Annotated in this window: 17 protein-coding genes; 4 read left to right on the top strand and 13 right to left on the bottom strand. The window is 68.3% G+C overall.

All coding sequences use genetic code 11. The annotated features are described in order from the left end of the window. Positions 1–191 precede the first annotated feature (191 nt). The 6 genes from CLT74_RS10720 to CLT74_RS10695 all read right to left on the bottom strand — a co-directional run bounded on the left by CLT74_RS10720 (position 192) and on the right by CLT74_RS10695 (position 11248). Positions 192–2045 (bottom strand): DUF2357 domain-containing protein, encoded by a 1854-nt coding sequence (locus CLT74_RS10720; RefSeq protein ID WP_099846407.1) that lies wholly within the window; start codon positions 2043–2045, stop codon positions 192–194. Beyond that, positions 2045–4294 carry an AAA family ATPase gene (locus CLT74_RS10715; protein ID WP_143697134.1) on the bottom strand — a complete coding sequence of 750 codons (2250 nt, stop codon included), beginning with the start codon at positions 4292–4294 and terminating at the stop codon, positions 2045–2047. The genes CLT74_RS10720 and CLT74_RS10715 overlap by 1 nt, the downstream gene beginning before the upstream one ends. A gap of 76 nt (positions 4295–4370) precedes the next feature. Continuing rightward, complete coding sequence (locus CLT74_RS10710) at positions 4371–5918, bottom strand: hypothetical protein (RefSeq protein ID WP_099846405.1); 1548 nt, start codon at positions 5916–5918, stop codon at positions 4371–4373. Then, complete coding sequence (locus CLT74_RS10705; RefSeq protein ID WP_143697133.1) at positions 5896–9210, bottom strand: AAA domain-containing protein; 3315 nt, start codon at positions 9208–9210, stop codon at positions 5896–5898. The genes CLT74_RS10710 and CLT74_RS10705 overlap by 23 nt, the downstream gene beginning before the upstream one ends. Beyond that, a complete protein-coding gene (locus CLT74_RS10700) occupies positions 9192–10580 on the bottom strand; it encodes a protein kinase domain-containing protein (protein ID WP_099846403.1) in 1389 nt (462 codons plus the stop codon). The genes CLT74_RS10705 and CLT74_RS10700 overlap by 19 nt, the downstream gene beginning before the upstream one ends. After that, positions 10580–11248 (bottom strand): VWA domain-containing protein, encoded by a 669-nt coding sequence (locus CLT74_RS10695; RefSeq protein WP_143697132.1) that lies wholly within the window; start codon positions 11246–11248, stop codon positions 10580–10582. The genes CLT74_RS10700 and CLT74_RS10695 overlap by 1 nt, the downstream gene beginning before the upstream one ends. Positions 11249–12704: 1456 nt before the next feature. Here CLT74_RS10695 and CLT74_RS10690 point away from each other — a divergent pair. Next, positions 12705–13697: a hypothetical protein gene (locus CLT74_RS10690; RefSeq protein ID WP_099846401.1), complete on the top strand. Its 993-nt coding sequence runs from the start codon at positions 12705–12707 to the stop codon at positions 13695–13697. A 103-nt stretch (positions 13698–13800) separates the two neighbouring features. Here the strand turns inward: CLT74_RS10690 and CLT74_RS10685 are convergent, their stop codons facing one another. From CLT74_RS10685 to CLT74_RS10670, 4 genes are all read right to left on the bottom strand, one after another. Next, positions 13801–14334, bottom strand: coding sequence for a hypothetical protein (locus tag CLT74_RS10685; RefSeq protein WP_486582231.1), 534 nt, complete (start codon positions 14332–14334; stop codon positions 13801–13803). Positions 14335–14475: 141 nt separating this feature from the next. Continuing rightward, entirely contained in the window at positions 14476–14820 is a 345-nt protein-coding gene (locus CLT74_RS10680) for a hypothetical protein (RefSeq protein ID WP_143697131.1), read from the bottom strand. Positions 14821–15116: 296 nt separating this feature from the next. Beyond that, positions 15117–16283: an IS110 family RNA-guided transposase gene (locus tag CLT74_RS10675; protein WP_486581939.1), complete on the bottom strand. Its 1167-nt coding sequence runs from the start codon at positions 16281–16283 to the stop codon at positions 15117–15119. 256 nt (positions 16284–16539) lie between these two features. Further along, entirely contained in the window at positions 16540–16926 is a 387-nt protein-coding gene (locus CLT74_RS10670; RefSeq protein ID WP_099845255.1) for a winged helix-turn-helix transcriptional regulator, read from the bottom strand. Positions 16927–17000: 74 nt separating this feature from the next. Between CLT74_RS10670 and CLT74_RS10665 the strand changes: the two genes are divergently transcribed. Together CLT74_RS10665 and CLT74_RS31275 are read left to right on the top strand one after the other, a co-directional pair. Next, positions 17001–17840, top strand: a complete 840-nt coding sequence (locus tag CLT74_RS10665; protein WP_099845254.1) for an SDR family NAD(P)-dependent oxidoreductase — start codon at positions 17001–17003, stop codon at positions 17838–17840. Between the two features lie 191 nt (positions 17841–18031). Continuing rightward, positions 18032–18949, top strand: a complete 918-nt coding sequence (locus CLT74_RS31275) for a DUF2199 domain-containing protein (protein ID WP_486582230.1) — start codon at positions 18032–18034, stop codon at positions 18947–18949. 177 nt (positions 18950–19126) lie between these two features. On the opposite strand, the gene CLT74_RS10655 is transcribed toward CLT74_RS31275, so the two are convergent. Next, entirely contained in the window at positions 19127–19858 is a 732-nt protein-coding gene (locus CLT74_RS10655) for a DUF7003 family protein (RefSeq protein ID WP_099846398.1), read from the bottom strand. A gap of 131 nt (positions 19859–19989) precedes the next feature. Between CLT74_RS10655 and CLT74_RS10650 the strand changes: the two genes are divergently transcribed. After that, positions 19990–20313, top strand: coding sequence for a hypothetical protein (locus tag CLT74_RS10650; protein WP_099846397.1), 324 nt, complete (start codon positions 19990–19992; stop codon positions 20311–20313). A 262-nt stretch (positions 20314–20575) separates the two neighbouring features. On the opposite strand, the gene CLT74_RS30205 is transcribed toward CLT74_RS10650, so the two are convergent. After that, the gene (locus tag CLT74_RS30205) at positions 20576–21088 is read right to left on the bottom strand and encodes a DivIVA domain-containing protein (RefSeq protein WP_199172162.1); all 513 of its coding nucleotides are present in this window, start codon (positions 21086–21088) and stop codon (positions 20576–20578) included. 232 nt (positions 21089–21320) lie between these two features. After that, positions 21321–21722 (bottom strand): hypothetical protein, encoded by a 402-nt coding sequence (locus CLT74_RS10640; protein WP_099846396.1) that lies wholly within the window; start codon positions 21720–21722, stop codon positions 21321–21323. Between the last annotated feature and the right edge of the window lie 39 nt (positions 21723–21761).

Here is a 21761-nt window from a genome sequence, read left to right as displayed (position 1 = left end):
GCCGGTGCCGGCGGGGTGATTCGCAGCAGTTGCTGACCTTCCTGATCACTCAGCCGCCTACAGGATCTGCCACCGGCACAGCCTGACCGGCACGATGCCGCCCGGCCGACAGGCCAGACGGCGGGTCATCCAACACCGTGAACGTTCGTGGTCACACTAAATATACGAATGGGCATTGACTGTTGCCTGCCTTAGTCAGCGGCAGGAACATCAGGGCAACCGCATCCGGGATGGCCTGGGCAGGCGTGACACCAGAAACACCGGAACCGGGCACCCGGCGCGCGGCTGCCGTCAACGCAGGGCACGGCTAGTAGGTCCGCGCCCGCTGTCACGTCGAGACGATCGCCGCTGGTCCCATCGGGCAGGACGTTGCGCAGCCACAAGACGGGATAGGCCTTGCCGCACGATCCGCAGATCCGCGTACCCCAGCCCGTCGAGCAAACTTCACAGCGGCATTGGAATGTGTTCCGGTCTCGAGGCTCGAACTCGGTCAGATTGCTGTGACAGACAGGGCACGTCTCGAACAGATCGAACGACTGGGCCGCCCTCTCGACCGCAGCCATCGCCCGTGGCAGCGACGATGCCGTGGACCGCGGGTCCCGCTCACGTCCGGTTGTTGCGTGGACTAGCGCTTCCACCTCGTCCATCGACGGCCGGCGAGTCACCGCGATGCGCCTCGGACCAGCCGGGTACCACCAGCCATCGCTGCTCTTCGGCACACTCGCGGTCAGCTCCGCAGCGGGCGGATACTCGGCGACGAACCGGCGGCCTTGCAGGACCCACCGCAGCGCCCGGGCGAGTCGCTCCTCTCCCTCGATCTCTAGCGGTGTCACAGGAACCAGACAGGGCAGCGTGCCGAAGCCGGCCGGGTGCACGAGGCGCCCCGTGGCGGATGGCAATGCCGCCCGGGCGGCGCGGATGCCCGGATACACCACGATCGTGGGGTTGGCCTGCATACCGAGCGCGGCGGCGCGCGCCCGGCCGGCGGCGGGCTGGCCGAGGTCGTCGTCGACCGGCGCCAGCCTGGCCAGGTGTCGTCCGTCGGCGGCGACACGCAGGGTGCCGTCCTCCGCCATCGACCACGTGACACTGCCGGCCGGACCGCTCAGGAGCACGGTGGAGCCGACGACCGGCAGCGCCTCGGCCGGATCGTCCGGCCGGTAACCGAGGATTGCCAAGGCACGCAGGGAGAGCGCGGCGATGTAGTGCGTGTACGCCTCGGGGAACGCACGCTCCGCCGACTTCACGCCCGCCAAAACGGAGGACTCGTGAACCGCCCACAGCTCCCACAGCGCACCGACCTGCCGGTATCGCCCGTCGCCTAGGAACAGGTTGGTGCGCATGAGCCGGATCGGCACGGGCACCCGGCGGTTGGCCCGCCGTAGGACCGGCGATCGTTGCAGCGCCGCGAGCCTTGCGCGGGCGCGGCGGAACACGTCCAGGGTTTCGGTGATCGCCAGCGCCGACGCGGTGGTGTCCGAGACCGCCTTGGCGACGAGGCGGGCGACCCGGTCGAGCCGCCGCCACGACCGCGCGTATCGCAGCGCCCGGTTGTACTCGTCGAGGTCGGCTAGGCCGTCGGCGAGCGTGGTCAGCTCGCGGATGCGTCGGGTTAGGTGCTCGCCGAGCCGGTCCACGAGCTGCGCGGCCACCCGGTTTTCGTAGAAGTCGACGTCTTCGGCGAACCGCTGCGACAGCACGCGCAGCGGCATAATGCGCCCGTGCTCCACGCCCGCCCAGTCCTCGGTGTGCCCGGCTAGGTGGGCGAGGCCGGCAGGCGGCACCCGGCGCGCCAGGTCCGCTCGTACCAGCTCGTCCACCCGGTCGAGTCGGTCGTGGGGTCGGAGGCAGACGTCGGCGAGGACGTCGAGCCCGTCGAGAACGGCGCGCTCGAACGGGCTCAGCTCGGCGTGGTGCGACGCGTCGGGCACGAACATGTTGTCAGCTAGCCACGTGCCGAGGGTCATGTTCCTGGTTAGCGCGCGGGCGACGTCGATGACGGTGCTGACGACGAGCGGGTCCGGTGCGCCGGGCCGGTCGGCCATCACCCTTCCCTGCGCCGCTGCTCGTCGTCGAGGAGACGCACGCACCGCACCGGGGCACCGCGCAATCCGCGCAGCTCCCAGGCGGTGCAGATGGTGTCCCTAATCTTGTTGAGGCCGCCGGGGGTGACGTCGTACCGACCGCGCAGGGAGCGAAGGACCTTCCGGGCCAGGAAGTGGTCGGCGGCGAGCGACCGGCCGTCCTGTCCGCTGTCTTCGCCCTCCGGCCGTTCGGCGACCGGGTCGCCAGCGTGGGCCGCGACGACGACAGGTACGAACGCCTCCAGCTGACGCTCGAGCCGCGGGCCCATGACCGCCCGGCCATGTTCGCGCAGGTCGTCGGCTATCTCTTCCAAGAACTCGCGCACCTCGGTCGCGTCTGTCCGGTGCGTCTGCTTGGCCTGCTGGAACGACTTGCGCAGCGCGACAGCGCCGTACGGCTCGATCTCCGGGACCGTTGCCGGATGGAGCAGCCGGGGACGCTGGGCTGGCAGCTCCATCAGGTGCGCGCGATTGTAGGTTTTGTCGGCGAACTCCAGCGTCGACTCGTCCTGGTTTGCGGTGCCGATGAACCAGACGTTGCTGGGCAGGCGGATCCGCCAGCCGTCCACAAACCACTGGGGTGCGCGGCCGGTGCCGCGAGTGACCAGCTGGATCGGCTCGCCCTCGTGCTCGAGCTTCGACAGTAGGACCGAGAAGTACTGTTCCGGTCGGGCCAGGTTCATTTCGTCGAGAACGACGAAGAACGGCCGTTCCCGGTACCTCGGCGTCTGCGCCAGGTACAGGGCTTGGAGGAATTCGGACTCCTCGAAGCGGCGCTCGAAGGTGTTGTGGTGTCCGAAGAGGTCCGTCCGGTCGCGCCAGCCGGCTTGCACTTCGACGACAGTGCACTCGGTGCCGAGCGCCTTGGCGAGGGCGACCGGCAGCGATGTCTTGCCGATGCCGCTCATGCCCTCCAACAGGTGCAGCCGGCTCATCGCCAGTCCGCCGAGGAGGACGCAGACGTCGTTGAGCCGGTAGGCCCGCTGGCTGTCGGCGAACATGACCGTCTGCAGCGACCGGGCCAGCTGCGAGAGGTTGGGCCGCTCGGCGCTGATCGCTCCGGGTTCGCTCAGCTGCGGGTCGTCGTCCATTGCGACGCAGCGGGGGAAGAGCGGCGTGCCGGGGTCGGGGCTGTCTCGGGTCAGTTGCTCGACGGTGCCGTGCAGCTCGGCGATCCGACTCTCGTAGCCGCGGGCGACCACCTCGAAGTGCCGTTCAGCGTCGCTGAGCTGCTTCAACTGCAGGTTGTTGATGCGGCTGGCGAGGGCAGCACCCTCCAGCTCCTGCACGCGGTAGGCGAGGCGGTCGCGCTCGCCGGTAACCTCCCGGTGCTGCTGATCCAGCCAGCGCAGCCGGTGCAGGTCGTCGTCGGCCAGCCGTTCGGCGAGCTTGCCGCGCAGCTCGGCGTTGTGCGCGGCCAGCCGGTCGCGTTCGTCGATGAGATACTGCGGATCAGTGCCACCGATCCGCAGCAGTTGCTGCTCCCGGTCGGCCAACTGCTTGCGCAGCTCGTCGATTGTCTTGATCCGAGCGTCAGACTGGATCTGCAGGACTTGCAGCTCGCGGTCGAGAGCGGCGACGTCGGCCGCGGCGCGTGCCTGAATCTCTGCCTCCAAGTCGTCGAGCTTGCGTTGCAACTGGAACTGCTGTCCCAGCACCGCCCTGCGTTGGTCATTCAGCTCCTCCTCGGAGCGACGGAGCGCCGTTCGGTCCTCCTGCAGCCGGGCCATCTGTTCCGCGTGCTCCTCGGCGAACCCGCGCCGCCGCTCCTCCTCTTCGATTTGGGCCGCCTGTCGGCGGCGTTCCAGCTCGGCATCGAGCTCGGCGTGGGCCGCCTGGGCCTGTGCGGTGAATCCGTCCCGGGCCTCCTGCTCGCGGGCGCTCACCTGCTCGCTCCGGAGACGCAGCTGCGCCAGTTCGGTGGTGGCCTCGGCCCGGAGCGCCTCGGCGGCGTCGCGGGCCGCGGCGGCCTCAGCGAGATCCACGTCGAGGCGCTGGCGTGCGGTGTGCGCAGCGGCCTCGGCGTCCGCTGCCGCCTGCATCCGTTCCCGAGCCGCTTTCGCCGTGCGCTCGTAGTCGGCGGCTTGGCGCAGCAGGGCGTCGTACGCGGACAGCACCGCGTCGTCGTTCATGGTCGGCTCCAGCCCCTGCTCAGCGAGGGCAGCGGTGACCTCCGTGTCGTCCTCGGCCCGCTTGGCGGCCGCCGCCAAGTCGGCATTCTTGTCGGCGGCCGTCTGCTGAGCCGAGCGGCGCTGATTCGGTGGCCAGTTCGGCCTCTTGTTTCGCCTACCCATTGGTGGAGCGGTCCCTTTCGCTAGGCGTCCGGAGATCGGGCAGCGGCACGCCGATGTAGGCCGCCGCGGTGTCTTGCGCAAGCCGCCAAGCGGTCTCGCCGTAGTCGAGGTTCAGCGGCACCGCGGCGGCGTGCGCACCCCCGGTGTTCCGGTCCTTCGATACATTCGTGAGGTCGCTGAGCAGCGTCGGCCAGGCCGCGGCCACCTGGCGAAACGGATGGTCGGGGGTGCTGTTGGCGGCGCTGACAAGTGAGGCGGCCAGCAGAACGGGGGTCGTCGCCCGCTCAGGTTGTCGGATTCCCCGCCGGAGCTGATCCGCCTCCACCACGCCAAGCCGCAGGTGTTCGCCAAACGGCATCCCGAGCTGCCGGCAGTAGGTGCCGAGCTGCCGGGCGAGCGGATTCCGCAGCTGTTCGACGACCCGCGACGCTGGCCGATATTGAGCCACGAGATCGCGTAGCACAAGCTCGTGCAGCCGCCAGGAGTACCGAGCGACGTCGCCCACCTCAGGACTGCCGTCGCCATGCCGACGGGCCCGGTCGATCTCTCGCTCAAGCAGCGTGAGCAGCTCGAACACCGCATCGTGGTCGCGCACCCGGGCGGTGAACCGGTGCTCGAGCGTCTCGGCGATGCTGCGCCGCAGCTTGACCTCGATGAGGTCGGACTCGGCCAGAAGGCCCTCAGTCCGGCGGCCGATGAACTGTTGGATGTGGTCGCGCAGTCGGGCCGACCGCTGGATCTGGGTCGCCACCAGCCGCCGAAGGTAGGGGCTGGCGCGCCCGCCGAACGGGCTCATCGCGTCCCACGTCACCGTGGTTTCGCCACCCTCGTCGCGCGTCCGGGCGAGCAGTGGCAGTGGAATCCACACCGGCTGCCCATCGGTCATCACCGACACGCGCGAAACTACCCGTTCGGGCGGACCAGCCTGCCAACGCCGCGTCCGTCCGCCGCCCTGCCGTTTGGCGGTCTCACCGCGGGAGACGGCTTCAACGACCTGCTCGTGAGCCGGCGGCTCGGTACTGTTCCAGCCGCCGGCATAAACGGCGAACGCATGCACCCGAAGCGGCGCGCCTGCGGTGCGCAGTTGCAGCGTCGCCGCCGTCCGACTCTGCCAGTCGCATTGGCAGTGACCCGGTTCGACGGTCGAGGCCGGCCAGAGCGTGCCGGTCGTCACGTCCTGGTAAACGTAGGTCGTGATGACCCGCGTGGGGTCGGGGAACCCGCCCTGCAGGACGTGGCGGCCGCTTGTCGTGATGACGCCGTACCGGTCGAGGTACTTCAGCGCGCGCAGGTCGGAGCGGACCAACTCCACGAGGTCGTCCTGGAGTCCGAGGAGCCGGCCGATGTCGGCCGCCTCACGCAAGCCAGCGCGGGCCAGGCCCAGCACCGCTGCCTGGAACACATTGAGGCGGTCCTCGTGCACCAGCGGCGACACGACGCGGTACCGCAGCGCCGGCCAGAGCAGCCACCGCTGCCGTCCCCGGAAATCGGCGAACTCGGGCCGAACGACCGGGCACTCAGGTCCGAATCCCCGCACCATGCACCCCCTCGCAGAACTCGCGAAACGCGACAATGCCCTCGGCGACGGACCGGCCCGGCCGGCCTGGCAGCTCCGGCGTGGCCGCCCGGTCGGCCATGGCGACGTCCCCGACGGCGATAAGCAACCGGCGTTGTCGGCTCATCGCCACGCACATGCGGCTGTCGCTGAGCAGGTGCCCGTACCTCTGCACGGCCTCGGCGGGACCGCCGACGGGCCGCGGGACCTGACTGCTGCGTGTCACCGACAGCAGCACGACGTCGAATTCCATGCCCTGGAACGCATCCACAGTGCCGACCCGCAGCCTCGGCCTCGGCTGCTCCTCATCCGTGAACTGCATCGCTGGCACGGGCATGAAGGTGTCGTCGTCGTCGACCACGGCCAGCCCGGCCTGCTGTAACTCGGCCTCCAGCAGCTCCTGCTGGGCCTTGTAGAACGTGATTACACCGAACGACAGTCGCCGCTCCCGGTCCAGCTCGGCCAACTCGGCCAGCTCCCGGACTAGCCGACGGGCCTCGGCGGGCCGGGTCCAGCTCGTCCCGGACCGCTTTTCGTCTCCGTCCCGTCGCGGCACATCGATCCAGGCCGCCACCTTGCCGGCGTAGGTCGACAGCTCGTGGGTCAGCCGCGCTGTCGACGGATCGGGCTTGATCACGTCGGGGCCGCCGTAAAAGACCTCGCTCACGAACCGACCGAGTGCGGGATGCATGCGGAACTGCGTGTCCAGCACGATCGTTCGCGCCGCCGGCTTCTCGTCGGCGAACAGGCCAAACCAGCGCTCGAAAAGGCTTTGCGACAGCTCCGAGCCGTCGAGGGAGCGGTTGCGGCGCAGCTCACGCTCGACCTTCTGCTCCAAGACGTGCGGCAGCTGCTTGTGGTCGCCGACGAGGACGATGCGCCGACGAGCGAACGCCATCGGGATCATTAGGTCGAGCGGATTCGCCCGCGCCGCCTCGTCAACGACGACGGTATCGAACACGGGCAGCGGCGCGTCGAGCAGCCGCGACATCTCCTCCGAGTTCGACTGCTGGACGGTCGAGGCGAGCACGGCGTTGTACCGGGCCAGCGTCGACTCCACGAGCGCCAAGTCCTCCCGCAGATCGTCGCGGTAGGCCAGCAGGACCTCGTCCGCGCTGTCGGCAGTCTCGGCGGCCTCCTCCGCCACCGCGTCCGCGACGAGGTGCAGCAGCGCCTCCACGTCGGGATCGTGCATCGGAGCGTGGAGCAAAGCGGTGTCGGCGGCGAGCCGACCGAGCAGCTCGACGCGTAGCGCGGCAAGTTCGGCCAGCAGGCCGTCACCGCTGTCGCCGACCTCCGCAGCGGCCTCCAGCAATTGTCGGTCTGGCTTGTCGAGCAGCCGGTCCAGCTCGCGCAACGCCCGGACGGCGCGCTGCGGACCATCGTCGGCGAACGCGACCGCAGTGATGCGCAGCGACCGCGCCTCCCGCGCCAGCCGTTCCCGCTCGTCGCCGGCCAGCGTTACGGCGACCCGGTCGACCACGGCCCGGTCAGCCAGCAGGTGGTCGAGCTCGTCCCGCAGCACGCCGGGCAAGCGGGTACCCGCCAGCTCCTTGACGGTGCCGAGGAGCGCGACCAGGTCGGGACCGCTCATCGGGTGCCGCTCGTAGGCCGACGCGAGCTCCCGCAGCTTTCGCGCAGCGTCGTGGCGGGCGGACGCAGGCCGGTGCTCCTTGAGGTACCGCTCGACCGTCGCGACCACGCTGTCGCGCCATTCGCGGGAGCTTTCCCAGTCGCGGCCCGGCCGCGCCCCGACCCGCGTCGGTGGCAGGCCGTGCCGGCGTGCCTTGCGGGCGACGTTATCGACCGCGTCGTGCTGCACGCTTGAAAGCAGGATCCGCTGCATCGACACCGTGCGCTCGCCCAGCTCGTCCAGGCAGCGCAACAGGTCCGCGATGAAACGGGTCTTGCCGGTGCCTGGCGGTCCCTGCACGAGCAAGACGTCCGGGGTTCGCAGCGCCATGCGCAGCGCGGCCCGCTGGACGTCGGTGGGGGCCGGGCCGTCAGAGCCATTGATAGCCGTGGCGATGGCCTTCTCGTGAGCCCTCTCAGCGCGCGGATGCGCTCCCGGCCGCGGCACCCCCTCGATAAGCAGCCGCAGTCCGGGCATCTCGGCCTGGTCAGTCTCAATCCGTTCGCGAGCCAGGTCTCGGCGGCGCAGGCGGACCCGGTCCCCGGAGAGCGACCGGAACAGGTGGCCGGTCGGCGGGGGCGCGTCGTCTCCGCCAACAGCGAGGTCGACGGTCCAGTTGTTCCTGACTACGTACCGCACCTCGCCGTGCACACCGGCACCCGGCCGGCCGCGTCCCCCGTGCAGCTCGGGCGGGATGTTGACGGACGCCTCTAGCTGGAGCCTTCCGCTGAACGAGGCCACCGCCCGGAGGAAGGCTGCGGCGCGGTCGTCGGGCTGCAGCTCGAAGCGCCAGAGCCCATCCGCGGTGACCTGACACGACCGGTACCGGGCAGAACCCATACGCCGGGCTTCGTCGACCAGCGACTCGCGCTCGATCTCGTTGTACGCCTGCCAAAGGTCGAGGTATGTCCGCCCGTCCGAGGTGAGCCCCTGTAACGCGGCCCGAATGACCTCACTGGCGGCGGCCTCGTCGCCCCGGTCGACGAACCGCAGGTCGATTGGGCTGAGCCGAAACCAGCGAGCGTGCTGCCGAGAGGACGCGTCGGTGAGGCGCACGAGGCGCAGGGCATCGTCGGCGAGGGCGATGTCGGCGACCCATCGCCGACCGTGCAAGGTAAGGGCGCGGACGCCGGACCCCACCTCGCTGCCCGGACCTCCGCTATGGACGAATCGCTCCGCGGTCTGGCCCGGCAGCGCCGGAAGCGCGAACTCCTCGCGCAGCCAGTCCCGGATCGGGTCGAAACCCGTCACCGCCCGCTGAGTGGCGATCCGCACCTGCTCGGCCACGCCGTCATCAATGCCGACGGTCATGCTCGCTCCGATATCCGCGGTGGCGAACGCGTGGCACTGCAGGCCGATCTGTTGCGCGGTGACGTCGACGACCCACGACACGACCGTGCGCCCACCTGCGGTGAGCCAGTCCACCGTTTCCTGGTCCGTGACCGGAAGCCGGATCGGCTGGCCGCCGCCGATTGCGGGCGCCACCTCGAACTCCGCGCGGCCGGTCCGCTGACGGAGGACGACCTCCCGGTTCTTGGCGTACTTGTCGGCGAGCTTAGTTAGCCACCGCGGGACCGAAGTGGCCGGGCCAGTGGGCAACGACACGATGCGAATCTCGCCCGGCCTCAACTGCTCAGCGAACACGTGACCTCCGCAGGCTGCGGCACCAGCATTCGGTGCGGTCGGCTGTCGTCGCCGAAGTGCCACGTCCACGCCGCGGACAGCGGCTCGTCGGCACGGCCGCCCGGCAACAGCGACCGGCCCAGGCCGCCCTTCGGCGGCACTCGGCGGATCACACCAGTGCCCCGGTTCCGTACGACCAGGGTGTCGCCACCGTCCCAGCCAACCTCGGCGACCACCGCAAGAGGATCCTCGGCCCCGCGATGCACGGTACGGGCGGTGATGAGCAGCGGCCGGTCCGCCTGGACAAACAAAGTCAGGCCTTTCTCCTCCAGCGTCAGCGGACGCCGGTCACCGAGCCACGGGAACTGCTCTCGTACCAGCACCGGGACGACCGCCGGTCGGACCGTGCCGCACCACGGGCAACGGTCCTTTGCGACGACAAAGCTGTGCGGACACTTCGAACACTGCACACACCGGTCTGCCGCGCCGTCGAGGGCGGCGGCCCATTCGCCAGCGCCCGGCCGGGCGCGAGGGTCGTGAATGCCATCTTCGAAGGTCCGCCGAAACAGAGCCAGCAGCTGCCGGGTCAGGACCCGCTCAGCCGGGTAGCCGTACGGGGTCCGGTTCCGGTCGTCTGTGCTGTGCTCGATCCAAGGCAGGAGGCCGCGCTGGGCGTCATCCTCCAGCTCCGCCGGTCCCTGGTCGACGTAGTCCCCGATGAGCGGGTGATTCGTGGTGAGGGTCTCGTAAGCCAGGACCGCGAACGAGTAAACGTCGCTGAACACGGTGTTGCCGGATGTGCCCCGCAGCACCTCCGGCGCTGCGTAGTAGGCGGTGATGAGGCGGTGTGGGCCAGGAGCGCTCTCCGTCTGAAGGTTGTCTGCATCGACGAGCCACACCTCGTCGTGCTCCGGTTGGGCGGAGACGAGCACGTTGCCGGGTGAGACGTCGCCGTAGACAATGCCCCGGTCATGCAGCGTCCCGAGGATCGCGGCACACCGGGCGAGCAGCCGCAGCCGACGGCGCAGCCCGCCACCCTGCGCGTACCAGCCCGCGACGTCGTCGCTTGTAGGCCCGCAGACCGCGCTGAGCGCGACCATGTCCTGCAGAAGCTCCATCACGTAACCGACGTGGGGTGCGGCCAGTGGCTCCAACGGGCGGCAGATCGGGACACCGTGAAGTGGCAGCCAGCGCAGCCGACCCAGGCGGTCCTCCAGGCGCATCGCCGAGCCGCCGGTGCAGATCTTCACCGCCAGCCCGCCGTGGTGGGTGCGGAACACAACGCCCTCGCCGCCTTGGCCGAGCGGTGGATCGAGGACCAGTTCAAGATGTCGACCGCTGCGCGCCGTCCGCACGCTCGATGGCCAGTCTGCCGCCGGCTGACCGGCCATCAGTCGAACTCCTCCAGCCGCACCGCCTGTTGACCCGTGCGCTCGTGCAGAGTGGTCGTGACGGTGGCCGTCACCCACCGGAACAGTCCGCTGATGTCGTGAATCTGGTCGGTCCGCAGGACGCCGACGCCGGGCGTGCTGAACGTGCGCAATACCTCATCAGCCTCGGCCGTCCGGTCGGTGCCGATGCCGACGGCCACCCGCAGCGCGCGGCTCCCCCAGCGCGAGGACAACAGGTCGTCCAACGGCGCTTCCCAGTCGTCGGTCGGCATGCCGTCCGAGACCAGCACGAGGGCCGGCGGGAACGCCCGCTCCGGTACCACCTCGGCGTCGTCGAGCAGCTCGCGAACGCGGGTGAACGCGCTGCCCATTGGCGTGCGACCGCGAGGGGTCAGGTCGACCCAGACAGCTCGCGACGCAGGGACCATCGCCTGGTGCAGCACGGCCTCATCGCCGCCGAAGGCGACCACCGCCACGTGGATCTCACCACGGACGGAGTCCTCCGCGCCGAAGGCGTCGAACATCCCCGCGATGCTCCGGTTGAGCTGGATGATCTTGTCACCCTCCATGCTGCCGCTGACGTCCGCCAACACGATCACCGGCATCGGCCGGGGCGCCCTGCGGGACCGGGACGCCAGCGTGTCCGGCTGTACCATCGCGGGTTCCACCACGAAGTTCACTCCTCCACCAGTCGTCAAACGACGTCCCTGCGCCCAACATTGACGAACCTCGCAATGGCGCAGAGCCGGTCAGAATCGCAGACCCAAAATCCGAGCGTCAAGCAGTCAGAAGGATTGATGACACATGCCTTGACGTCCCGCCGGAAGGTCACGCGGCGCTCTGACCGGCGCGTGATGACCGCTTACCTCCGGCGGAGGCGGGCGTCATGGGCAGATACCTCGCCCCCGGGTAAAGCCGCCGGCTGGGCACTGGTTTTGAAGACGGAAGGCCGACGCAGAGTCGACGTGCCGGCTCATCGACCATCTGCGCCGGCTGCCGGCGCAGATGCAGAACTTCGTCCGCGGCTACTGCACGCGCTCGGTCCGGCCTGGCGGTTCTATCGCCCCGGTCGTCGGGCAAGGGGAGACGGGCTGCCTGGGTTGGGCGCTAACCGAGGATCTCCCGAGTTAGCCGGCGCGCACCGTCGCTAGCAGGGACGGGTTCTCCTCGATCAGCGCCGCGATGGCTGCCCGGAGCTGGTCGGCGGCGAGCGCCTCCACCGTGCTGCCCAGTGCCAGGAGACAGATGCTCGCCGAGCTCGAGGCTCCCGATGCCGGGATATTGCCGGACGAAAGAAGCGTGGCTGGGACGCGCTGAATCGATCGGAGGGGACGCGGCGGCCGGAAGTAGCGACGGCATACGGCGTTGTCGTGATCGAGGGAGTGGCGCTGGCGATTGCGCCAGCGGCACTCCAAACTGGACTGCCGTGATATCTCACGCCCGTCTCACGGATGCTCCGGGAAAGCTCGATAGAGCCCGACCTGTCCCGGACCGCCACCTGCCCGTTGACCTGCATGTCCGGCAGGAGCCGGTACCGTTCGGCAGACCCCGGCAAGCCGGCTGGTTCTCTGGGGGTCAAGGGGTCGTCGGTTCGAATCCGGCCGTCCCGACATAGTCAAAGCCCTGACCTGCGGAAACGCGGTCAGGGCTTTGACTTTCTTCGATGGAGATTTGAACCGCCCCCCGGAAACCCCCCGTTTACCGGGTGCGGCAATCCCGCAGGAAGTGCGTGCTCTTATCCATGATCGGCCGAAGGGGAACGAGGAACAGTCCACCTGACTTCACGAATGGCGCGAGTGCCGCCGGCCGCACGCCCTGTGCCGGTCCCGGCAGCCCGCTGACTGCAACGCCCAACGCGTCCACCGCCAGCAAGGTCTTCCTCATTTAGCCGCGAGTTGCTTGTCGCCGAAGGTGACCCGGCCCTCGATCTACCGATGACCGGGCGTCATGGCGCGGACAAAGGGTCGCTAGCCTTGGGGCCTGCTCGTGTTGGGAGGCGTCAGCCCGGAGGCGGCGGTGTTTCACCTGAAGGTTGCAGATCTTCGGGGATACAGACTGCTGCCGCGCCCCCGGGGAGTGCGCGTTGGATGTGCGATCATCAGAGCATGACGACCAGAAAGGCTTATGGCCACTGACCGCCGGCTCGCGCTCGACGCGACGCTTCCGGACCGTTACGCCCATCTCGAGGTCGTGGCCTGCAGCATCGATCATCTCGGCCGGCTCGTCGCCCTCGTCGCCGATCCCGGCCAAGGTTTCGTTCCTGTCCCGTACGTCTCCGCGCTGCGTCCGCCGCCGCGTTACGATGCGACCGCCCTCATCTGTGATGGCGTGGAGGTTCACGAGATCCCGCTGAGGGATCTTGATCTGTGGTTCTCCGACATCGACGCGCTCGGCGACGGCGTGGTGCTGGCGGCCGCTCGCTGTGATCCGCCGGGTGTCTCGTACGAGCGCTATGGGGAGCCGGTGCCGGAGGGCCAGCTTCACCTCACGGAGAACGTTCGGGTGTTCGATAGTCGGGGTCAGCTCCGGGCGTCGTTCTATGCGGGCGACGGCATCGAGCAACTCGTGACCGATCCCCACGGCAACATCTGGACAAGCTACTTCGACGAGTCGAGCTACTGGTCGGCCAATCCAGACGGCACACGCTCGTACGGGTTCATGTTCGGCCTGGCACGCTGGGACAGCAGCGGCGGCGAGCCCTGGATGGTCTCATCCGACACCCCAACCGTGGTCTGGTGCGACTGCTACGCCCTCAACGTCGGCCGGGAGCGCGTACACGCCTGTCCCTACACTGACTTCCCCTTGGTCGAACTCGACGCGCAGGGTGTCCGGGCGGTCATGTCGAACACCATCAGAAGCTGCTCCGGCCTGGCCGTCTCCGGCGCCGATGTCGCCTTCCTCGACCAGCACCGAGAGGGCGGCCGGTACCGCTGGGACATTCGTCGAGCCCGCCGAGACGGCGACGTCGTGGTCGAGAAGGAACGCGAGCAGCTGCTGCTGCCAGACGGCCGGCAACCGTCAGGTTGGGCGCGGGGAAAGGTCGGCCGTGACGAGATGCTCTGGCTTCAGGTCGACGGCGATCGCCGACGCTGGTACCGCTACGAGATCGATGCTTAGGTCCACCACCCCTCAGCATCCGAACCGATCACCTGTGTCCCCGATCGGGCGTCACCCTGGGCAAGGCTCGCGCAAAGTGCACGAGACGCGGTCTTGGCCGGTGTCAGCGCGCATTCGACGCCTCGATGATGGTGGCTGTTCCTACCGCGGGTCGGCCCTCGTGCATGGTGATCGTCATGCCCGGCTGCAGGTGACGCCAGAGGGCTGGTGACAGCGGTCCCAAGCGGACCGGCCCGGTGGCGCCTGGCGGCAATGCTGGCGCGGACTCCACCCACACGCGTGCCACGAGCAGATCGGGATCGCCCGCAGCCGTGCGCCGGCCGAGGTCCCACAGCGGTCGGACGGCGCCCTTGCCCGGAATCGGCGTTCGCCGGCCGCCTTCGGTGGGCGACAGGAGTCGCAACTCAGCGCGGATGATCCCGTGGATGCTCTCCCACCGAGCCCACCGAGCCCAGCGGCACCAAGCGGCGGCATCGGAGAGCCACATCAGCTCGGCGCTGTCGATCAGCAGATCCCACCACACGGTTGGGGGTCGCCAACCCGTGTCGAGGTCTGCGAGGAGGTCGAACGCGACCTCCCACTCGTCGTGGTCGAGGTACTCGCGTACGTCCACCACCCTCACGCCGGCCTCGTTCACGACATGAGCCGGCACCATGGCCGCAGCCCGAGCGAGCAGTCCGGCAACATCCACCCGCGGATTATTCAATGTCGCCGCACCATCAGCGCAACGGCTTCCACCGGCGCCCGGATCTGCAAACGATCAGAGGTACCGACCGGCTTACTGCTGACGGTCGATCTCCACCCAGGTCAGTCTGTCGAGCGCCGACTGCACCTCGGGAAGCGGGGTGCGGCACACGGTACCCGGCAGGGCCGGCAGGAGAGTGTTGCCTGACGCGTCCGTCAGTGCCAGCAACACCGGCATGACGAAGACCGCCGCACACACCGGCTCGCCGTGCTCCTCCTGCGGCGGTAGGTGCAGCGCCCGAACGAGGCCGTCGAACGGACCGGCGGACCGCTGCGCGGCCACCCAGGCGAAGCCGGACGAGGGCGAATCTGCGGACTGCTCGACGGACAGCCCGAAGGTGCACCGGACGGCCGAGACCGGACGGAAGTCCGTGGGCAACGGGTTCCCAGAGCGTTGTCCGGCCAGCCCGTCCACGGGCGGGCAGGAAACTACCGGCTGAGTGAGGTGGAGCGCGCGCCCGGAGCCGTTTGAACAGGCTGCCACTGCCAGGACGGCCACGAGCAACAATCCGATCCGTCGGACAGTCATGTTCATGAGACCGTGTGGCAAGGCCGTCGGTTCCCAACAGACACCGAACGCATGCTCGCTGAACAGCCGATACCCCTACCGGCAAGCCTCCGCCAACCCGAAAATCCGGGAGGTGATCGAGTATCCGCTTCTGGCTCCCCTCTGTGTCAAGACACCGCCGGGAGGAGGGTTCTATCCTGGGTGGCGGCGGGTCCGGGAAGTGACTTCTCCGAAGAGCCGGCTTGGGGATGAGAGTCGGTCACGCTGGAGCCAGTTGCCGTTCCCTGTTGTCCTCCCGGGCCCGCCGCCGTGGCCACCGCGTCGTTGGTCATGCTGCGGTAGACGATGTCGGACAGGCGTCGTTTCAGGGCGCGCATGGCTTCCATCGAGGTCTTGCCGGAGGTCTTCTTGCGGTCGAAGTAGGCGCGTCCTTCGGTGGGGTTGCGTAGCTGGACGGTGGCCATGATGTGCAGCACCCGGTTGATCTGCCGGTTGCCGGCGCGGGAGAGCCGGTGTCGCATCTGCTCGCCGGAGGAGGCGTCGATGGGGGCGGTGCCGTTCCAGGAGGCGAAGTGGGCCCGGTTCGGGAACCGGGTGATGTCGCCGACCTCGACGAGCAGCCGGGCGGCGCCGGAGGGTCCGATGCCGTGCAGGTCCATCAGGGTGGTGCCGGTGGAGGCGACCAGGTCCTTGAGTTCCTTGTCGGCTTCCTTGGTGCGTCGGTAGATGCGTTCGAGGTCGGCGATCAGTTCCGCGGCGACCCGCCGTCGGGCCTTCCCGACGGCGTCACGGGGACGGACGGTGGCCAGCAGGGCTTTGGCTTGGGCGGCGGACAGGCTCTTCTTCGCGCCACCCGGAATGAGTTCGAGGAGGAGTTGGTGCAGCTGGGACACCATCCGGGTGTGGTCCTCGCCGAGGGAGCGGCGCCGGTCGACCAGAATTCGCAGCAGGGCCAGCTGCTCGTCGTTGACCACCGGCCGCAGGCCCGCCATGCGGGTGCCGACCAGGGCGATGGAGTGGGCGTCGGTGGCGTCGGTCTTGCGGCCCTGGCCGGTGGCGAACACCCGCGCCCTGGCCGACAGCTTCGGTGGCACGTCGACGACCTGCTCGCCGTCGGCCAGGAGCCGGTTGGCGATGTGCCGGCCTATCCCTTGGCAGCCCTCAATCGCCCAGACCCGGTGCGGCCATCGGTGAGCGTACCTTCGCATCGCCGTGTAGCCGTCGCGGTCGGTGTCGAACCGGCCGCCGCCGACGACGGTCTCGTCGCCGGCCATCACCTCGATCGTGGCCGAGCGCTTGTGCGGGTCCATCCCGATGACCACACGATCCGACATGACAGTCAACGCGTCCTCCGATGCTCGGTCCACCTGGGTTGTCGAGCCGGGAGGGCAACGCTACTTCAAGCCGAGCAAACCCCTCTTGAGCCTCTCCCCGCCCTGGGGCGACGCCCGGGCTACGCAGGCCAAATGAGAGCCACACGACCAGCGTGGGCAGCCGAAATGAGAGCGACAACCCGGGCACCTCGACCGAAGCCTGGCCGGCAACGGTCGCAGGTCAATGAAACAAGTAGCCGAGATGCGGATGCCAGCATCAGCAAGCTTCATCAACGGCGTCGTGACGCATGCGTGCGTTGCGGATGTCGTGCTCGTGGATTTCCGCCCAGCGGCCGACCGCGATAATGAGCGGCAACAACGATCGACCCAGGTCGCTGAGAGCGTAATCGACGCGCGCAGCAAGGCCGGGATGCGGTGTCCGGTCTACCAGCCCGTCGCGCACCAGCGCCCGCAACGTCCGGATGAGGATCCGCCGGCTCAACCCGTCCACGGCCCGATCAAGCTCGTTGAACCCGTACGGCCGTTGCGCGAGCACCGCCATCAGCAACACGCTCCACTTGTCTCCGGTTCGCCGCAGCACGTCCGCTGCCGCACACGAGGATCGGTCCTGCGCCGAAATCGGCACCGGGATGAGTGGGGACATCAAGGTTCCCTCTTTCGCCGTCCTGAGCCGCCAGCCGAAGATCGAGCGTACCGACAGGTGGAAAGGAGCATCCGGTGCGCACTTTGGTCATCACCGGCGGAACCCAGGGCATCGGCAAGGCACTGGCTTTGCACTATCTGAGCCGAGGCGACCGAGTCATCGCCGTCGGAACGAACCAGATCAAGGGTAAAACTCTACTCGCCGAAGCCGGTAACCTCCGCGCCGGCGACCGGTGCTCGTTTCTGCCCGCCGACCTCAGCTCGCCGACGATGACTGTCCGGCTCGCCGACCGGCTACGCACGCGGTACCCGAGCATCGACGCTCTCGTGTTCGGCGCCTTTCGCTACCACACTAAGCGTCAGGAAACCGCCGAGGGAATCGAGCGCACCTTCGCGCTGTACGTGCTCAGCCGGTTCCTGCTCGCCGAGGAACTGCGCACGGCACTGGAACGAGCGCCACACCCAGTCATCGTGAACCTGTGCGGCACCGGCGGCACGGCCGGCGGGCTGCACTGGGATGACCTCCAACTCCGCAGACGTTACCGGCCCCTCGCCGCCACCATGCAAGGCGCCCGCGCCAACGACCTGCTCGGCGTCGCCTTCACCGACGAGCACCCCGACAGCCCCATCCGGTACGTGCTGCATAACCCGTTGTTCGTGAAAACCGGACTCGCCGAACCATTCAAACAACCGACCCGCACCGCGGTAAGCATCATGACAAAGCTGTTCGCCACACCGGTCGACAGAGCGATCCAGCCAATCGTCGAACGGATCGACACACCACCAGACTCCGCACTGTCCGCCTTCCGGGTACGCCGCACGATCGACGTCACCGGACCCGCCTTCGACCTGAACGCCGCCCGCCGGTTGACAAGCACACTACGTAACCTGATCGTCAACACCGCCGAGGCATAGACAAAGGACGGAATAACACTGACGGGCCGCTGCTCCCAGACACTCACCACCCACGCCGAGTCCGCCTCGGCGGAATGCGGCATCCGACATGTGTCGCCTCTTCGGCGGCCATGCCGTGGGCTCGTCGGGCGGACGCGTCGTGGTGCCTGCCGGCGTTCGACGCTGGGGTGAGCTTCTCGTACAGTCCCGGTGTGCTCGATCATGTGCCTGGTTGCTCGTGCTGCGGTGAGCCTCTGGATGGTGTCGACCTTGACATCCGGTCGTCGTTGCCGGACGCGATCCTGGCCCTGCCTGCCGAGCAGCGGGCGTCGGCCTGGGGAAACTCCGATTTCCAGCGGATCGAGGGCGTAGGCGGCTTCCTGCGCTGTCTCATGCCGGTGCACCTGACCGGTGGCGCAAGCGTGACGTATTCGGTCTGGCTGAAGCTCGACGACGAGCAACTGCGCCACGCCAACGCGGTCTGGACCACACCCGAGTACACCGATCTCACGCTCCGGGGTGAGGTTGCGAACGCGATCAAACCATGGCCCGGGCTGCTCGGTGAGATTGCCCGGGCGGAGGTCCGCGATGCCGCAACCTTGCCGTATCTGGTCGCAGAACGGAACAGTCTGTTGTCGCGGGTGCTGACCGAGGCGTGGGACCGCGACGATGTGCTCAGTCGGATCTGGCACCCGCTGCCGCTTTCGGTCCGCCAGCAGATCACCGCGAGCTGGTCCGTGGAACGCACCGCCGGGCTGGGCTCGCGAACGGCCGACGGCATCATGATGTTCGCCGGACGCGGCCGGACCGTTCACATCGAGGCGTTCGATACCTCGAAAGCCATGACAGCCGACGCTGCGATCGCCGAATTCAGCGGAGACTTGCCCGAACGGTGCGACGGCGAGTTGTCGGAGCAAGACGGCGAGGTGGTGCGACGGGCATTCTGGCTCACAGTGGTCGTCGACGGTAAGCCGCAGCATGATCTCTACGGTTATGCCGCGACCTCCGAAGGCATCCTCTGTATCACGTGCATGCACGACGACGCCTCCGACCAAGCGTGGGCTCAGAGGGTCTGGCGATCGGCGCGGTACGACAATACCGAACAAGACGCGGGTCATCTCCCTGTGTAATCAGCGGCAGCGTCACCCGGGAAAGGACGGCGCACGGATTTGCCGCTGGTCGAGCGCTGACCATCGTGGGAATTCAGGTGGGCAACTGCAGGCTCGGTGAGGGAGAGGGGAAGGGTCGCGCCCGGGTGAGCGGGTGATGCGTGTCGTCACGGTGACGGGGCTGTGCGGGTGACGTCTTCACAACGCCCCTGACATCGGCCAGTTGCTCCAGTGCGTGTTGCCCGGCAGGGTCGGCCGGTAGCGGGACGGGTCGGCAGTGGCGAGCACGTCAGCGATCTGCTGGTAGGTCTCGATGTCACTCGGGCGGACCTCGAACGGTACGCGGTGCTGCGGCAGCGTGTGACGCGAGCGGTTCTCGTGCAGATGGCGCTGTCGTTCTCGCTCAGGGTTGGGCCGCTGGACCCGCAGCGCGGTGTGGTGCCAGTCGTCCAAGCGCAGCACCTGCGGGAGATCTCTCGGGACGAGCTGACGCAGTTCCGCGTCTTCGGCCAGCAGACGATCGCGATGCTGGGGAACGAGGAGGCGAAACAGGTCCGGGGGACTGATCGTCGCAGCGGCGTCGACGCGTACGGCCTGCCCCCGGATAGTGATCGGCACCTGGCGGTATCGGGTCATGCCAGCCTCGCACTCGAACAGGTCCGCGTAGTTGTCAATGCGGTTGATGGACCGACTGGTGCAGCGCTCGTCGGTGCCGGTGAGGCAGTTCCCGAGACCGTGTAGGACGTCAACGACGTTGGCGGCGCGCGGGTTAAAGCCGACGATGTCCACGACCAGTGCCCACCGCTCACCGTCACTGAAAGCATGCAGCCGAGCCGCTATCAGATAACTGTAGGGATGCTCCGGCTCAGGAAACCGCAGCTGCTCGGCAGCTCGGTCGAACGCAGCGACGACAGCCTCAACCCGCACCATGCCCGGATCGTAGGACCCCGGTATGTCAGCCTGACCGCCCTGAGCCAGCATCCGCACATGCCGCTGTCTGTGCAGTGGCAGCCCTGCTTCGAGCGCTTCGCTTTCGCCGCCCTCTGGGCGATCATGTCGTCATGGCCGACATCGTCGAGATCCACATTCCGTTGGCACCAGCTCCTGATCTTGAGCCGGACGACTATGCGTATCCTTGGATCGATCAGATCGAGGACTTCCTGAGCGAGCTGGAAGACGAAGGCGCGATCGAGGTGTACGACGACGGCGAGGAACTCGGCGACGCATATGTCTTCTTCATCACCGCAGCGACCGAGGCCAGCCTGCTGGCCGCCGCGTCACGGGTAGCGACCCTCGTCGGCGTACCGGCCGGCGTGTTCGCCGTAGTCACCGACGACAACGCCCCGGACGGAACCGGACGACGGGTCGACCTCCCAGTCACCTGAAATGCTGGCCAGACGCACCCGCAGCCGAGCCCTCTTCCAAGGAAGAACGACGAAGGCAGCGCGGAGTTGGGCGTCCTGATCTGCCGCTGGTCGAGCGTGGCGGTGACCGTCGTGCCGATGAGGGCTATGCGGTTGTTCCGAGTCCTGCAACTCCGGGGCGCCCTGCGAAGTGCGACCTCTGCGGTGTCATCGCCCGGTTGCACCGGGCGGCCTTCGGTGGGCCGCCTGCGAGATTGGGACCCGTGCGGCGGCTCCGCTTGCATCATCCGGGAGGGCTTGGATCTCCATTCGGTGCAGCCGACCGGGTGGGCGGTGCCAGAGGCAGATCCCGGTGGGTGCCGGTGATCCCGGCCGCCTGTTCGTGGGCTTGGTTCAGGATCGCCTCGGCCTCCCGTCGGGCAGCGGTCACGATCGCCTCGCTTTCGCGCCGTGCCTCGGCACGGTGGTCGTCGGCCTGCTCCTCGGCGAGTTTGAGAATTTGTTCTACCCGCGTGCCCAGGCCACCGAGGCCTGGCCGCTGGCGGTTCCGCCGTCGTGGGGCAGCGACCGGTGTTCCTGTGGGCGGCCCGTCCTCTGCCACCGCGGCATCCTCGTCGCGGTCGACGAGGCCGTCCCCGACGAGATCGGATTCCCCTGTACCGACCAGGCAGAGCGCGGCGCCGAGCACGGCAATCGCGACGCCAGACCAGACAGCTGCCGGTCCGAGGGTCGGACCGATTGCGACGCCGACGCCGAGCCCGACAAGGACGGCGGCAGTCTTGACCGGCTTGCCCATACTTCTCCTCGGATGATCCGGACGTGTGCTTGCGGTTTCAGCATGGCGAACGAGTCAACCCGCACCACCCCGACAACCCTCCCTGAAACCCGAGGGGAAGCTGGATCAGCCGAGGTCGTCGGCCCCTGAGGCGGACAATCGAATGTCCGGACTTGCTGCCGATCGTGCGTGCTCTCCCCTGTGGTGGGCTTCGCCGTCAGTAGCAGCCGCAGCTTCCGGCGAGGTGGGGACCTTACGATTGCTCTGGCGGCCGCACGTGCGGAGCCAGGCGTTCTCCAGCAGAGAGGTTGTCGCGCCAGTAGCGGTAGACCAGGCCGAGTACCACCTCAACCGACCCTGCTGCGACGACACAGGCAGGAAGACCGCCCCCGGCTGGTGCATCGACGTCGAAGGCAACGATCACCGGTGATTCTTCACCGACGTGCCGGCGCACCAGGGCGCGCTCGTCGAGGGTGGGTTCCCGGAACCGGGGATCCCAGAACTGGGTCGGGCAGGCCAGGTATGCGACGTCGGTGAAGACCACCTCGAGACCGTGGTGGTAGGTCAGGTTGTGTCCCGCGGCTAACCGAAGCTGGGAGCCGTCGAAGTGCAGTACGTCCCAGTCCCGCCAAGATCCCTCCGGCAGTTGGATCACACCGCCGATCCTCCCATCGGTGACCAGTCAATGAATCGA

The sequence above is a fragment of the Verrucosispora sp. CNZ293 genome (genome assembly GCF_002754655.1).
This window is presented reverse-complemented; position numbering and strand designations above follow the sequence as displayed.

Coding starts and splice junctions, on each gene's coding strand:
- CLT74_RS10720 (WP_099846407.1), bottom strand. CDS start 2,045: ATGGCCGACCGGCCCGGCGCACCGGACCCGCTCGTCGTCAGCACCGTC.
- CLT74_RS10710 (WP_099846405.1), bottom strand. CDS start 5,918: ATGGTGCGGGGATTCGGACCTGAGTGCCCGGTCGTTCGGCCCGAGTTC.
- CLT74_RS10700 (WP_099846403.1), bottom strand. CDS start 10,580: ATGGCCGGTCAGCCGGCGGCAGACTGGCCATCGAGCGTGCGGACGGCG.
- CLT74_RS10690 (WP_099846401.1), top strand. CDS start 12,705: ATGGCCACTGACCGCCGGCTCGCGCTCGACGCGACGCTTCCGGACCGT.
- CLT74_RS10675 (WP_486581939.1), bottom strand. CDS start 16,283: ATGTCGGATCGTGTGGTCATCGGGATGGACCCGCACAAGCGCTCGGCC.
- CLT74_RS10670 (WP_099845255.1), bottom strand. CDS start 16,926: ATGTCCCCACTCATCCCGGTGCCGATTTCGGCGCAGGACCGATCCTCG.
- CLT74_RS10655 (WP_099846398.1), bottom strand. CDS start 19,858: ATGGTGCGGGTTGAGGCTGTCGTCGCTGCGTTCGACCGAGCTGCCGAG.
- CLT74_RS10650 (WP_099846397.1), top strand. CDS start 19,990: ATGGCCGACATCGTCGAGATCCACATTCCGTTGGCACCAGCTCCTGAT.
- CLT74_RS30205 (WP_199172162.1), bottom strand. CDS start 21,088: ATGGGCAAGCCGGTCAAGACTGCCGCCGTCCTTGTCGGGCTCGGCGTC.